This is a genomic window from Blautia sp. JLR.GB0024, from assembly GCF_037000545.1.
GTDB lineage: Bacteria > Bacillota > Clostridia > Lachnospirales > Lachnospiraceae > Blautia > Blautia celeris.
This window is the reverse complement of the sequence record NZ_JBANBF010000009.1, coordinates 51,464-65,070: the sequence shown is the minus strand read 5'-3', so window position 1 is coordinate 65,070 and position 13,607 is coordinate 51,464. Positions and strand designations below refer to the sequence as shown.

Sequence of the window (13,607 nt, the reverse complement as noted above, 5' to 3'; positions counted from 1 at the left end):
ACAATCTGTTCTTTAACAGGTTCCGCCTTCCCCAATCTTCAGCATCTCAAACCCTTCCCCATGCACCTCATTGGATTCCAGAACAATGATAAAGGCATCCGGATCTGTCTCCTTCACTGCTTTCTGGACAAAATACATCTGCTTATTATTACAGGCACACATCACCACCTGTTTTTCGTCCATCCGGTAGCCGCCGACGCCTTTCAGGATGGTGCTGCCTCTGCCGCAGCACTCGTCAATGACCTCTGTGACCTTCTGTCCGTGCTCAGTCACGATCAGAGTCATCTTACCGGCATTGATTCCATAGACCACTTTATCCACAACAATAGCAAACAGAAAGTTGATGATCATTCCATAAATGATCCCATCCATATCCCGGAAAATAATACCGCCCAGGAGAATGATTCCCACATCAGATAAAAAGGCGATTTTTCCAAGGGACAGATAAGGCTTCAATGCCTTTACAGCCATGATAATAAAATCCGTGCCTCCTGTGGAGGAATTCTGCATATAAATAATGGCATAGCCAAGACCGCCCAGCACACCGGTGCAGATGGCTGACAGCATCCGGCTTCCTTCATAGACGGGCAGCAGCGGCGCCAGATAGTCGATCATCACCGAAGAGATGATCATGGCACGCAGGGAACGGAGAAAAAACTGCCGCCCCAAAAGCCGGAAGCAGAGAATCGCCACCGGAATATTCAGAACAATAATGGATATACCGATGGGAAGCTGAAACAGGCGGTTTAATATCAACGCAATACCGGAAAATCCTGTCATGGGAAAGTGTGAGGCTACGGCAAAGTTGTAGATGCCAACGGCAATAAAGACACTTCCCAGCAGTTCCATTCCAATATTTTTTGCCAGTGCTTTATAATTGTTTTTCATAAATAGAACCTTCCTTTCTGCCTGCCAGAGTGTGTCTGAAAATCACTTTCGGCAGGCTGTGTGTCACACTTTGCCGGAACACATTTTCAAACAGGCTCCGGGCAAGTTATAATCAGTTACACGTAAAACAACAAAAAAAGAGCTTATGCAAACGATTATTATAATCCGCATAAGCTCTTTTATAGAATCCAGTATAGCAGAGAGAAAATCAGATTTCAAGTTCCTTTCTAAAAAAATTACCGTTGATTTCTTCCATTACTCGTAAAGCCTGATTTCAAATCCCAGTTCCTCTGCAAGCTGCCGGTCCTCACGGACAGCGATTCCTCCAGTGGTCAGCATATTCTGTGTGATAGCTCCGTTTGCGCCGGACCGGAATACGCGGCGTCCCTGGTCTTCCATGAGCCCCCGGCCGCCTGCCATGCGCAGGATGCTGTCCGGCAGAAGAAATCGGAAAATGGCAGCAGTCCGGCAGACTTCGTCCTCGGGCAGAGGCGCATTATGCTCCAGAGGGGTGCCGGGGATAGGGTTCAGAACATTGATGGGGACAGAGCGGATCTGCAGATCCCGCAGGGTGAGCGCCATATCAATTCTGTCCTCCATGGTTTCGCCAAGCCCGATGATTCCGCCGCTGCATACCGTGAGGCCGGATTCCCTGGCATCCCGGATTGCCTGTATTTTATCTTCATATGTATGAGTGGTGCAGATATGAGGAAAAAAGCGGCGGGATGTTTCCAGATTGTTGTGGTAACGGACCACACCGGCAGATTTCAGCATTTTAAACTGTTTTTGGGAGAGCAGACCCATGGAAGCGCACAGGGAGATTCCACAGGTTTCCCTGATCTTCCGGAAACTGTCACAGACCTGTTCCACTTCCTGATCACTCAGTCGTTTCCCGGAGGTGACAATGGAGAAGCGGAGGATGCCGTCAGCCGCGTTTGCCTTTGCTTCCCGCAGGATCTCATCCGTGCTTAGGAGGGGATAAACGGCTGTATCAGCAGAATAATGGGAGGACTGGGCACAGTATTTGCAGTCTTCCGGACATTTTCCGCTTTTGCCGTTGATAATGGAACACATATCAAAAGCGTTCCCGCAGAAATGCCTGCGTATCTGATCCGCTGCTTCGCACAGAGGTTCCAATTGGGCAGAAGACAGAAGGATTGCCTCCTCCCTGGAAAGAGTACCGCCGTTTATAACTTTTTTCTGCAATGTAGTTATCATTTTTCATACCTCATCTTTCGGGCTTTTTAAGTATTTCAGATGTATCCGTAAAAAGAACCTATGAGAATAACTATAAAATATCAGAAGAATATTGTCAACTTATAAAAATAATAAAGTTTACAATCAGCAGCAGTATTTTTCGGAAATGCTTGACAAATATAACTGCAACAATTATAATTACAGTATCAACTGTAACATAATTAATCACAGAATGTATAATCTGCCGGAAATAGCAGAATCCTATCAAGTTTTATGGACTTACCGGCAGAGGAAAGGAAAACGTATGAAGAGAAAGAAGAAATGGCTTCAGACTGTTATAGCGGCGGGAGTCATAGCAGCCGCACTGGCCGCATGCGGAGAAAATAAGAACGGCCAGGATACAAATGCAGCACAGGAGGACACAGTGAAAACAGAGTATAAAAAGATCACAGCAGAGGAGGCAAAAGAGCGCATGGACAAGGATGATAAGATTGTGATCCTGGATGTCCGCACAGAAGAGGAATACAAGGAAGGCCATGTGCCCGGGGCACTGGTGATCCCCAATGAGACCATCGGCAGTGAGCCCTTGGAGGAACTGCCTGACCCGGATCAGGAGATACTGGTCTACTGCAGAAGCGGTAACCGCAGCGCGCAGGCTGCAAAAAAACTCATAGAGGCGGGTTACACCCAGGTGTATGACTTCGGCGGGATCATGGACTGGCCCTATGATACAGAAAAATAAAAACAGCGCATCATGGCAGATAATATCCATGGTGCGCTGTTCTTTTACACATCTTTGTTCAGCTTAATGAAATGATAACTTTCCAGTACCTGAAAGAATTTTGCCAGCCTTTCATAGAGAGGAGCAGCCTCTTCCCCGAAGTGTGCGTCCACCTCTTTGCCCAGTTCAATGATGTTCTTTTTGCCGTCGATCAAAGGCCAGACGAAACTTCCAAGCTTGTCCAGATGGACATGGGTGTATTTCGGGCGGTTGAAGCATTTCTGAGCGAGCCGGTTAAAGAAACCGGTATTCTCAACATCCAGGGTCACAATGCCCTTTTTGTCCGTTTTCCAGGTGAGAAGTGAATTTCTCTCAGGGATAAACTCCAGATAGTTTTTATCAATTACATTTTCTTTTTTTTTCATTATTTGTTCTCTTTACGTTTTCTCCAGAGAGAAAATTTAAGCAGACTCAGGATCACAAGTGCGAATACTACAAGGCTTCCGATATTGGAAACAGATGCAGGCAGATTGAATCTGCTGGAAAGGTCAATGGCCTTATCCACATGGAATACGGCAAAGACTGCCAGAAGGATACCGATCAGACCTTCACCTGCGATCATACCGGAACAGTAGAGTACACCGTCATTGATGATGGCGTCTTTTTTCTTCTTGTCTTTCATGTTCATCTTGTCAAATGCCAGACGAACCAGTCCGCCTACCATAATGCAGGCATTTAACTGTACCGGAAGATATACACCGATTGCGAACGGAAGTACCGGAATCCCCACGATCTCCACTGCGATTGCCAGGAATACACCGATAAATACCAGTGTCCACGGCAGGTTGTTTTCCATAACACCCTCTACGATCATCTTCATCAGCATGGCCTGAGGTGCGCCCAGTTCCTCGGAACCGAATCCCCAAGCTGCGTTCAGCAGATATAAAACACCGCCGATGGCAAGAGCAGCTGCGAATACACCGATGAACTCACCAATCTGCTGTTTTTTAGGTGTGGAGCCCAGAAGGTATCCTGTTTTCAAATCCTGTGAAGTATCGCCTGCGATAGCAGCTACGATACAGATAATGGAACCGATGGCAATAGCGCCCTGCATTCCGTGGATTCCGCTGTCGCCTGTTGCCTTCAGCAGGATAGTAGCGATCAGCAGTGTTGCGATTGCCATACCGGAAACAGGGTTGTTGCTGCTTCCCACCAGACCTACCATCCTGGAAGATACAGTGGCGAAGAAGAAGCCGAAGATCACTACGATAATGGCACCCAGGAAGGTAACCGGAATCGGAGGAGCCAGCCAGATGGCAATTGTGATAAGTAGAACACCGCCCAGAATGACACCCATGTTGATGTCCTGTCCTGTTCTGGTTGTATTGGTGTTTGTATTGCCTTTCAGACTCTTCATGGCATCACTGAATGTACGGATAATCAGAGGCAGGGATTTTGCCAGGCTGATGATACCGCCGGCAGCCAGAGCACCTGCACCGATGTAGCGGATGTAGCTGCCCCAGATAGCGCTTGCGCCGCCTTCTGCGAACATCTGTCCAATGGGGGCAGTTCCCGGATACAGAGTCAGATCAGCACCGAAAAGTACAACAGCCGGAATCAGAACCATCCAGCTCACCAGACCGCCGGCGAACATGTAGGATGAAATACGTGGTCCGCAGATATAACCAACACTCATAACAGCCGGATAGATCTGTGTTCCGATTTCACCTGCAAAGCCCTTTACTCTCAGGGAAACTTCACTGGGAACCAGTTTAAAACCGTCGATAACAAATTTGAAGATTGCTGCAAATCCCATACCGGCGAATACTGTGGAGGCATTTGCGCCGCCCTCTTCACCTGCCAGAAGGACTTCCGCACACGCGGTTCCTTCCGGATAAGGAAGAATACCATGCTCTTTTACGATCAGGGCATTTCTCAGAGGTACCATGAAAAGTACACCCAGAAGACCGCCCAGCAGAGCAATCAGAGTGATTTCCAGAATACTCGGGGTTTCCATTTTGCCATCAGCGGCCCATAAGAAGAGGGCAGGTAATGTAAAGATGGCACCAGCAGCAAGGGACTCACCGGCAGAACCGATGGTCTGTACAATGTTACTCTCCAGGATGGAATTTTTGCGCATGATAACGCGGATTACACCCATGGCGAGAACGGCTGCGGGAATGGACGCGGAGATTGTCATACCTACACGAAGTCCAAGGTAAGCATTGGCGGCGCCGAATACGACGGCCAGAATGATACCCATAACAATGGAGGTGACAGTTAATTCCGGCGTTACGCGCTCGGCCGGAATATAAGGCTTGAATTCTTTTTGTTCATTCATAGTCTTTCTCTCCCTTATTTTTTATGCTCTCCTATTATATCGAAAAATATAAAAAACTGCAATAAAGAAAAGAGTTCTCAGAGTAAATACCAGTAAATCACGGATAAATATGACAAATAATGACACAATTCTACAAATATAATGTATAATAATAAAAAAGGCAAACGCATATTTGCAATATAAAAGCAGGAGAAGAAAAAGTGGGGCGGAAAAAGAAGCGTTATGTAGAGGACCATATTTTCAGAATATATCCGGATTATCCGTTGCTGGTACTGGATAAGATCGCGTGGGCGAAGGCAGGGGCTAATGACCCACTACATTTTCATTATTATCTGGAGATTGGTTATTGTTATGAAGGACAGGGGACGATCATCAGCGAGGGGGAGGAAGCGGCATTTTGTCAGGGAAGTATCAGTCTTGTGGCGCCAAATCTTCTGCATGCTACCAGAAATGAGAATGGCATGTACAACATGTGGGGATATTTGTTTGTGGACCTGGAAGATTTTGTGAAGCTGTTTTCCTTTATTGATGAGAGAATGCATATGAAGATATGCAGGCAGCTTTTTTATGGAGTCCGCATTTTAGATGAGAGAAAATACGAACAGCTTACCTTTCTTTTAAAGCAGATTTTCCGGACGGCGGGAGAGAAAAAAGGGACATATAAAATGCAGGTGATGAGCCTTCTGTGTTCTTTTTTGTTTATGCTTTATGATGTACTGGAACACAGGGTGGAGGAGGAGGCTGTGAGTCTGCCGCTTCTGCCGGCTATTGACTACATTTATGACCATTATATGGAGCAGATAAAAGTGGGGCAGCTGGCTGACATGTGTCATTTCAGTGAGAGCCATTTCCGCAAGGTTTTCCAGAAGATGAAGGGGCTTGGACCGGTGGATTACATTAACTGCATAAGAGTCAGGGAGGCGTGCCGGATGCTGCAGAATACCATGGAGCCAATAAGGATAGTCGGAGAAAAGTGCGGCTATCTCTCCATATCATCCTTTGAACGGAATTTTAAAAAACGTATGGGGGTACTTCCTGCAAAATGGAGGGAAGAGCGGCGGCTGTACAGGAAAAAAGAGAGGGGGGAATATGAAATAAAACAGATACTGGTGGAAGAACGCACCGGGGACGGTGAAGAGAATCATTTTTGATTGTTTAAGAAGCGAATCTGCTTACTGTGAAGAATGCTTATCCTGTATTTTAAATGTATAAAACTGACAATATGACGGAAATGCAGAGGGGAGAATGCGGTTCATATGTCAAGATGTACAGGAGGAGCTTTTATGAAGAGAAAAATTGTGACAATTTTGCTGACATTGTCTATGGTTTTGGGCAGTGTTCTTACGCCGCTGGAGATCAAGGCGAAGACTGAAGTGTCTGACAGGCAGAGTGTGGAGTGGAACGGGAATACCTGCGGGTATCAGGTCGTGCTGCCCGAGGGCTATGATCCGGATGGGGGAATGCGCTATCCGGTTATGTATCTGCTTCCGGATGATGGATTGGGGGAATATCCGGAAGGAATGGAGGACATGCTGGGGGAAACTATGTCCGGTGAAAAAGGGATTGACATGATTCTGGTAAAACCGGCATTTACTCTGGATATGGATGTGCGGCAGGTCATGGAGCTTGTTGCGGCAGATGTGGATGCAAAATATAATACCATTCCGGGTGCTGGAAACAGGGCGGTAGTCGGAACCGGAGCAGGAGGATATCTCGCCTATATTCTTGGACTGACAGAGACGAAACAGGCAGATGATCAGGAACCGGCAGAAGATGCAAAGGATCCGGAAGAATCTGCGGATACAAAGACAGGGCAGGAAGACCTGGATAAGACAGCCGGAGAAATACCGGACACAGATTCGGATACGCCGCAGGAGACGTTGGATTCCCGGGATGTAGAGGAAGCGTTGGATGCGGAAAAAGAATCAGATGCAGAGCGTTCGGATGCTGGAGATGCGGAAAAAGAATCGAATACGGACCGCTCGGATGTCCGAGATGCGGAAAAAGGATCAGATGCAGAACATTCGGATGCTGGGGATGCGGAAAAAGAATCGAATGCGAACCGCTCGGATGTCCGGGATGCGGAAAAAGAAACAGATGTGAACCGTTCGGATGTTCAGGATAATGAAAAAGAATTGGATGCGCGTCAGTTAGAGGCCGGGAAAGAATCAGATGCAGAGCAGAAGCCAGACGCGAGTCAGGCAGAATTACAGTCACCTGCAAAAGATTCGGATGCAGATACTTCGGATTTTGATAAAGATTCAGTTACGGATATGCCGAAACAGCAGGATTCAGAAAAGAATGCAGAAGCAGATGCTGAGAAAACGGGCAATGCGGAAGACAGCACCGGTGCAGATTTCCATGATCCGGACAGCGGAAGCCTTCCGGAGGAATCGGATGCTGATATGCCGAAGCCTCTGGAATCGGACAGCAAAGCGATAGACAGCGTTCCCCTTACAGCACCCGGGACATTTGGCATGATTGCAAGTATTCGGGGCGATTTCGTCAGCAGTGACAACCCCTGGTATGAGATATACGGTGATGTGTATGATTACCTGGTACAGTGCCACGAGGCAGATCCGAATTTTTATACCAGATTCTATACTTATATGGACGCCCCTGCAGGCGATGCATGGACAAATATGGCCCATTCCACCAGTGATATGGGAGCTCTGTTTATCAGCTGGGAGAAATCTATTTCCTTTGATTACCATGAATTTACAGTCAGGACAGGCTCTTACAGCACAGATTATCTGCAGGAATCCCTGGAAAGAGTGGTTAGCCGTATGACAAACCGCTTTATCTCAGGCTTGGCATCCGGGTCTGTTTCCCTGAAAAAAGCAGCGCTTACGGGAAACGACAAGACAGCAGAGGTCAGCTATTCCATAGAGATTGGGGAAAAATATGCGGATTTTTTCCAGGGCGGGAACAGCAAAATGGATATAACAGTTGCAGTTCTTGATCCGAACACAAAGGAAATTCTGTACGATACAACAATTTCTCAGAATATAAACGGTCCCGGCACTTACGAGGGCGGTGTCAAGGTTCCGAATAAGGTAAATAAAACCTCTTCCACGATTCAGATGTATGTGAATCTTCTTGGCGTCCGTATGGATCTCGATACAGCCACATTGATTCGCATTCAGGATACCGGGGACGCTGAGGATGAACAGCAGATCGATCTGATGGGAGACTGGTATTTCAATTATGTAGGATTATCAGATCCGTTTAAGGCAGATACCTTGACTTCAGAGGAATATGAATCCTGGTCAGTGGTTCAGCCTGCCCTTGGAAACTGGGAGCAGGGATTTGGAAATATTACTAAGATATGGTATATGAATACAGGCTGGGGCTGGTATGCCAGAACCTTTGAACTGCCGGAAGATTTCACAAAAGAAAATCTGACTCTCTTGATCGGGTACATGGATGACAGAGGGGAAGTTTTTGTCAATGGTAAGAGAATCGGAGGAACAGGCGTCAATGAGGATGGCAGCAGTACCAAGGAGACGACCTGGGCTGTGCTCAGCAAGTTCTCCATAGACTCCAGCATCTTAAATTACGGCGGTACGAATACAGTATACGTTCATGTGTACAATGATCCTCCGTATGGCGGCGGCGGTTGGTACAGCGGACCTGTAGGTCTTTACAGCCAGGCAGCCTACAACAAACTGCAGGGCCTGCCCTCCAGAGTGCCGGAAAAGGAAATAAAAGAATCTGTGGCAGCGGCAGCGGCATATCAGAATACCTGTCTGAAAGAGGGCAGATTAGAAGAATATGCAGGAACTATTGCGGAAGATTATTTTTCATCGGGAAATAAGAAAGAAGACAGAGTAAAGGAAGCAGAAGAACTGATACATGACAAAGGGATTACAGAGATAGAGGATACAGGCATCACAATCTTTGAGACAGAGGATAAAGAGGGCACTGCTTCTTATTTATACAGTGCAGAAAGAAAGATCACATTTACGGACGGCAGTGTACAGGAGATAAAATTCCAGGATACCTATATCAGCAGAAATGACAGAATTTATATGTATGGAAATCATTCCAGATTCTTTGAGACATCTTATGATTCGGCTTATGCGGCATCGGCAACGGAGAAAGAGGGAACCGTAGAGGAAAAATATCTGGTATATCTGCCGGAGGGGTATTTTGAATCTGACAGAAATTATCCCACCACTTATCTGCTGCATCAGTTTAACAGCGACCATACTTCATACATGACAGACAATGTGGACCGCCTTTTAGATGAAGCGATTGAGGAAGGCCTCATAGACGAAATGATAGTTGTCATACCAAACAGTGAGGAGGATAGCTGGTGGAGAGATGACTGGGAGAAAATGGTCACAGATGAGATGGTGCCTATGATGGATGCCCGTTACAGGACGATCAGGGACGCAAGATATCGTCTGACAGCAGGTGCGTCTATGGGCGGACAGGGGGCATACGGCCTGGCCCTGCGCAATCCTGATATATTCTCAGGAGCGGTAAGCTTCTTCGGCGCTTTCAGTATGGGCGGCGCATACAGTCCGAATGAGATTGTAAAAGAGGTGTCAACCGAGTACCTGCAGTATTTTTCTATGTATTTTATGTGCGGAAATCAAGACCTCTATGGTTTTGGAGTCCCGGCAATCCAGTTGGATGCAGCCCTCACAGAGCGGGGTGTTGACCACTGCTTCTTTATAGAGAATGGAGATCACAACAGTGAATTTTATATTCCGTATTTCAAATCCGCGTTTTCATATGTGAGAGGTCATATGTATCAGGCGGACGATGAGGTCACAGAACAGATCAGCGGCACTGCCGTGCTGGAAAATAAAGATGGAAAAACAGTGGTAAACACAAGTATAAAAATTGAGGATGGAATCAGCAGTTATATGAACCGGATTCCTGCGTCTGTTTATACAAAAAATGAGAATCCGTCTCTCTCCGTCCCTGTTATGCTTGAGGTCACACAGGGAGGAAAAACTGTGTATACTGCATCACAGCGTGATTATATGACGGACGGTGCAGCAGACGAAAGCTTTTCCTTTGATATCACTGACAGTATTGACCCGGACGAAGCGTACCAGGTGAGTCTGAAAGCGGCTGTTTTTGACAAGACTGTGGAATTGGCACAGACGAGCGCAGAGAAAAAGGATGACGGCAAAGACCCGGGTGATGATGGCAAAGACCCGAGTGATGACAGCAAAGACCCGGGTGATGACGGGAATAAGGGAACAGATGATGGAAAGGATGACGGAACAGGCGGCGATGATAAAAAGCCCGGTACCAAACCTTCCGGTCAGGGAAATGACACGGGAAGCGGCAGTAAAGGCACAAAGACGACCGGTGCCGGCAATGCAAAGACAGGGGATGAGACTCCGGTTGTACTGTATCTGACCCTGACTGCTGCAGCTTTTGGAGGAGTCATTCTTATACTGAAAAAGAAAAAACAGATCCGTAAATCATAAAATCAGGAGTTCTGTTAATATTATATAAGAAGACAGCTCTCTAAATGGCTTATTTTTTGCCAAAATTTTCGATAAAACCTGTTGACATGCCCGGATAAGTGTAATATAATATCTCAATGTGACGTAGTGCGAAAATACCTAGCCAAAAGCCCCGGTATGGTATTTTTCATTATAAATTTATGAATTTGAATATTACTGTATATGCTGAAAATTAGGAGGTAAAACCATGAACACTTATATGGCTAATCCGGATAAGATTGAAAGAAAATGGTATGTAGTGGACGCTGAAGGCAAAACCTTAGGCCGCCTTGCATCTGAAGTAGCTAAAGTTTTAAGAGGAAAAAACAAACCAGTTTTTACTCCTCATGTCGATACAGGTGATTATGTAATCATCGTTAATGCTGAGAAAGTCAGCGTAACTGGTAAAAAATTAGACCAGAAGATTTACTATCATCACTCTGACTATGTTGGCGGAATGAAAGAAACCACACTGAGAGAGATGATGGCTAAAAAACCGGAGAAGGTTCTTGAACTCGCTGTTAAAGGAATGCTTCCGAAAGGACCTTTAGGAAGATCCATGATCAAAAAGCTGCACGTATACGCAGGACCGGAACACAACCATGCAGCTCAGAAGCCAGAAGTATTAACATTTTAATAGGAGGTAGAGAACATTGGCTAGTACAAAATTCTATGGAACAGGAAGAAGAAAATCATCTGTAGCTCGTGTTTACTTAGTACCGGGAACAGGTAAAATCACTATCAATAAAAGAGATATTGATGAATATTTTGGATTAGAGACACTGAAAGTTGTTGTTCGTCAGCCGTTAATGGCAACAGAGACAGCAGACAAATTTGACGTGTTAGTAAACGTTCATGGCGGTGGATTCACAGGACAGGCCGGCGCTATCCGTCACGGAATCTCCAGAGCATTACTGGAGGCAGACGCTGAGTACAGACCTGTATTAAAATCCGCAGGTTACCTGACTCGTGACCCGAGAATGAAAGAGAGAAAGAAATACGGTCTCAAAGCAGCTCGTCGTGCACCGCAGTTCAGCAAGAGATAATCAATTGCATATTGCAATGTATGGAAAACCCACAAATGTCAAGTTTGTGGGTTTTTTTGAATTGAATATTGGAAGCAGATTTCAAAACCAGAAAGGAGCAATAAATATGTTATGTATGGAATGCGGAGCTAAGGCTGAAAAAGGATTGACAACAGACGTGACAGATTTGGGGAGCTGCTTAGTAATTGTCAGAAATGTTCCTTGCTATAAATGCATAGAATGCAATGAAGTTATTTATACAGCGGACGTTGTGAAACAATTGGAAAATATTATAGAACAGGCAAAGAAAGTAATGCAGGAGATTTCAATTGTTGACTATAGTAAAGTGGCATAGTTTGAAGAGTATTAAAATCCTTGAAAATTCAGTGTTTTCAAGGATTTTAATACTCTTCAAAGGTATCGCGGGAAAGCTTCAGAAGTTATCTAAACACATGCATAACTGACAATCAATACTATATTTTTCAACAATATCATCGACACTCCCATCACCAGGCAAAACAGCCTCCACACACATCTTTTTTAAATCAGAAGAATATGCAACTCCCATTTTAGATTTGAGAGGCAACGATTCCATACCACCTATATTTAATCACCTATTCTTTTAAAGTTTTACAACCGATCTGATATTTATCTGCCGGAAAGCGATATGAGTCTAGTATGTTAAGATATTCTTGAGAAACCATTACTCTGAACTCTGGCGTATCTGGTGATTTGGACATGAAAATACCTCCTAAGTAGATTTTGGTTATTTGCCTTGTCTGCTTAAAAGGTATCATATCAGAGCAGGATGGTTTTATTCTTTCTTTCGTGTTAAGAAAATCCCTATGATTGCACCAACAAGGATAATCGGGGCTGCTCTGACAAACAGCCATTCAAATGAGTGAAACGCCACTCCAAGAACAGCAGTTTCAGGATGACTATAATCCCATCCAAAATAAGGGCTTTCTGATACGAACAAAACTGCAAAAATTGCTGCTATGACTACACACAATGAGATAAATAGCCAGTGAAGAATTTTTCTCCTCATGGTTTTTCTTTGTGCCAGTTGCAAGTTTATTACCTCCAATTTTTCTGAAATTGCTTTTAAGCTATCAACCTCCGTTTCAATAACAGTTTCTCCCAACAACGTGCTTACAGGTGTTTCAAGCAGTTCTGATATGGAGATTAACATCTCGGAATCGGGAACTGACAGTCCCTGCTCCCATTTAGAAACTGTTTGCCGCACAACGTTTAGCTTGACAGCAAGCTCTTGCTGCGAAAGTCCTTTTGATTTTCTGATTTCTTTTATATTTTCGTTGAGCATTAGGGATAACCTCCTTTCTTTCTATTGTTACCATTATTTTAGACAAAACTGCCCGTTGCCACAAGCAACGCATTTTAACATTCAGGCAAAATAGCAAATTCTTTAGGTCAGAAGTTGCTTTCAAGCTGCCATTAATCCAATTTTAATACACCTGCCGTTTCCCTTATGCGCATTTAGGGCAGGACGTGATAATATCAGTTACAGCCTGAAAGATAAAGGAGGGACCTGAAATGATGGACTTGGCTATGGTGGTTATACTGTTTGCCTGCTTCGGACTGATGGTGCTGTTTGCCGGATGGTGCAGCAGACAGGTAGATACAGACAGCACAGAAGATAAGGCGTAGAGCCTGTTAGAAAATTCATTCCGACAATCTGCACGCCCCACTTTGCGGCATATTTGCCCCCAATTCAGTCAGCGTAGCCCGCTACGCCTCCTTCATCGGGGTCAAATCTCCCACAAATTGTGACACACAGCTTGCCAAAAGCAATTTTCAAACACACTCTAGGAAAAAATGAAAACATAGATTAAGGACAGGAGGAGATCACATGATATTGCTGGGAATCGTGATTTTACTGATAGCGGCATATTTATTCTATGCCCTGGTATATCCCGAGAAATTATAGACAACAAGATCAGCAA

The 13,607-nt window shown here is 45.2% G+C and carries 12 protein-coding genes and 3 pseudogenes; 8 read left to right on the top strand and 7 right to left on the bottom strand.

Annotation, left to right across the window (positions count from 1 at the left end; genetic code table 11):
• Positions 1-12: 12 nt before the first annotated feature.
• The 3 genes and pseudogenes from V8Q34_RS18775 to bioB form a co-directional block, all read right to left on the bottom strand.
• Positions 13-888 (bottom strand): YitT family protein, encoded by an 876-nt coding sequence (locus V8Q34_RS18775; RefSeq protein WP_148393501.1) that lies wholly within the window; start codon positions 886-888, stop codon positions 13-15.
• Positions 885-959, bottom strand: a pseudogene (locus V8Q34_RS27570) (hypothetical protein); the annotation flags it as partial. The pseudogene V8Q34_RS27570 and the gene V8Q34_RS18775, both read right to left, overlap by 4 nt.
• A 184-nt stretch (positions 960-1,143) precedes the next feature.
• Positions 1,144-2,106, bottom strand: coding sequence for a biotin synthase BioB (gene bioB / locus V8Q34_RS18770; RefSeq protein WP_033140791.1), 963 nt, complete (start codon positions 2,104-2,106; stop codon positions 1,144-1,146).
• A 283-nt stretch (positions 2,107-2,389) separates the two neighbouring features.
• Between bioB and V8Q34_RS18765 the strand changes: the two genes are divergently transcribed.
• Positions 2,390-2,827: a rhodanese-like domain-containing protein gene (locus V8Q34_RS18765; RefSeq protein ID WP_033140851.1), complete on the top strand. Its 438-nt coding sequence runs from the start codon at positions 2,390-2,392 to the stop codon at positions 2,825-2,827.
• A gap of 44 nt (positions 2,828-2,871) precedes the next feature.
• Here V8Q34_RS18765 and V8Q34_RS18760 read toward each other — a convergent pair whose 3' ends face one another.
• Positions 2,872-3,231, bottom strand: coding sequence for a PqqD family protein (locus V8Q34_RS18760; RefSeq protein WP_081960266.1), 360 nt, complete (start codon positions 3,229-3,231; stop codon positions 2,872-2,874).
• Positions 3,231-5,147: an OPT family oligopeptide transporter gene (locus V8Q34_RS18755; RefSeq protein ID WP_033140793.1), complete on the bottom strand. Its 1,917-nt coding sequence runs from the start codon at positions 5,145-5,147 to the stop codon at positions 3,231-3,233. Before V8Q34_RS18755 ends, V8Q34_RS18760 begins: the two co-directional genes overlap by 1 nt.
• 200 nt (positions 5,148-5,347) lie before the next feature.
• On the opposite strand from V8Q34_RS18755, the gene V8Q34_RS18750 reads away from it, so the two are divergent.
• The 5 genes from V8Q34_RS18750 (at position 5,348) to V8Q34_RS18730 (ending at position 11,998) form a co-directional block, all read left to right on the top strand.
• Entirely contained in the window at positions 5,348-6,298 is a 951-nt protein-coding gene (locus tag V8Q34_RS18750) for an AraC family transcriptional regulator (protein WP_227211236.1), read from the top strand.
• 132 nt (positions 6,299-6,430) lie between these two features.
• Complete coding sequence (locus V8Q34_RS18745; protein WP_335836098.1) at positions 6,431-10,600, top strand: alpha/beta hydrolase-fold protein; 4,170 nt, start codon at positions 6,431-6,433, stop codon at positions 10,598-10,600.
• Between the two features lie 226 nt (positions 10,601-10,826).
• Positions 10,827-11,255, top strand: coding sequence for a 50S ribosomal protein L13 (gene rplM / locus V8Q34_RS18740; RefSeq protein ID WP_033140796.1), 429 nt, complete (start codon positions 10,827-10,829; stop codon positions 11,253-11,255).
• A 16-nt stretch (positions 11,256-11,271) separates the two neighbouring features.
• A complete protein-coding gene (rpsI, locus tag V8Q34_RS18735; RefSeq protein WP_033140797.1) occupies positions 11,272-11,664 on the top strand; it encodes a 30S ribosomal protein S9 in 393 nt (130 codons plus the stop codon).
• A 4-nt stretch (positions 11,665-11,668) separates the two neighbouring features.
• Complete coding sequence (locus V8Q34_RS18730) at positions 11,669-11,998, top strand: type II toxin-antitoxin system MqsA family antitoxin (protein WP_225305259.1); 330 nt, start codon at positions 11,669-11,671, stop codon at positions 11,996-11,998.
• A gap of 459 nt (positions 11,999-12,457) precedes the next feature.
• On the opposite strand, the gene V8Q34_RS18725 is transcribed toward V8Q34_RS18730, so the two are convergent.
• Together V8Q34_RS18725 and V8Q34_RS18720 are read right to left on the bottom strand one after the other, a co-directional pair.
• The gene (locus V8Q34_RS18725; RefSeq protein ID WP_335836097.1) at positions 12,458-12,967 is read right to left on the bottom strand and encodes a helix-turn-helix domain-containing protein; all 510 of its coding nucleotides are present in this window, start codon (positions 12,965-12,967) and stop codon (positions 12,458-12,460) included.
• Positions 12,968-13,219: 252 nt separating this feature from the next.
• Positions 13,220-13,429, bottom strand: a pseudogene (locus V8Q34_RS18720) (DUF6783 domain-containing protein).
• Between V8Q34_RS18720 and V8Q34_RS18715 the strand changes: the two are divergent.
• Positions 13,382-13,483 (top strand): annotated as a pseudogene (locus V8Q34_RS18715) (DUF6783 domain-containing protein); the annotation flags it as partial. The pseudogenes V8Q34_RS18720 and V8Q34_RS18715 overlap by 48 nt on opposite strands.
• A gap of 30 nt (positions 13,484-13,513) precedes the next feature.
• Positions 13,514-13,591: a potassium-transporting ATPase subunit F gene (locus tag V8Q34_RS27565; protein ID WP_081624793.1), complete on the top strand. Its 78-nt coding sequence runs from the start codon at positions 13,514-13,516 to the stop codon at positions 13,589-13,591.
• Positions 13,592-13,607: the final 16 nt, after the last annotated feature.

Excerpts from the sequence above, each read along its gene's own strand:
- bioB (WP_033140791.1), bottom strand. The coding sequence starts at position 2,106 with ATGATAACTACATTGCAGAAAAAAGTTATAAACGGCGGTACTCTTTCC.
- V8Q34_RS18765 (WP_033140851.1), top strand. The coding sequence starts at position 2,390 with ATGAAGAGAAAGAAGAAATGGCTTCAGACTGTTATAGCGGCGGGAGTC.
- V8Q34_RS27565 (WP_081624793.1), top strand. The coding sequence starts at position 13,514 with ATGATATTGCTGGGAATCGTGATTTTACTGATAGCGGCATATTTATTC.
- V8Q34_RS18755 (WP_033140793.1), bottom strand. The coding sequence starts at position 5,147 with ATGAATGAACAAAAAGAATTCAAGCCTTATATTCCGGCCGAGCGCGTA.
- V8Q34_RS18725 (WP_335836097.1), bottom strand. The coding sequence starts at position 12,967 with ATGCTCAACGAAAATATAAAAGAAATCAGAAAATCAAAAGGACTTTCG.
- V8Q34_RS18745 (WP_335836098.1), top strand. The coding sequence starts at position 6,431 with ATGAAGAGAAAAATTGTGACAATTTTGCTGACATTGTCTATGGTTTTG.
- V8Q34_RS18775 (WP_148393501.1), bottom strand. The coding sequence starts at position 888 with ATGAAAAACAATTATAAAGCACTGGCAAAAAATATTGGAATGGAACTG.
- rplM (WP_033140796.1), top strand. The coding sequence starts at position 10,827 with ATGAACACTTATATGGCTAATCCGGATAAGATTGAAAGAAAATGGTAT.
- V8Q34_RS18760 (WP_081960266.1), bottom strand. The coding sequence starts at position 3,231 with ATGAAAAAAAAAGAAAATGTAATTGATAAAAACTATCTGGAGTTTATC.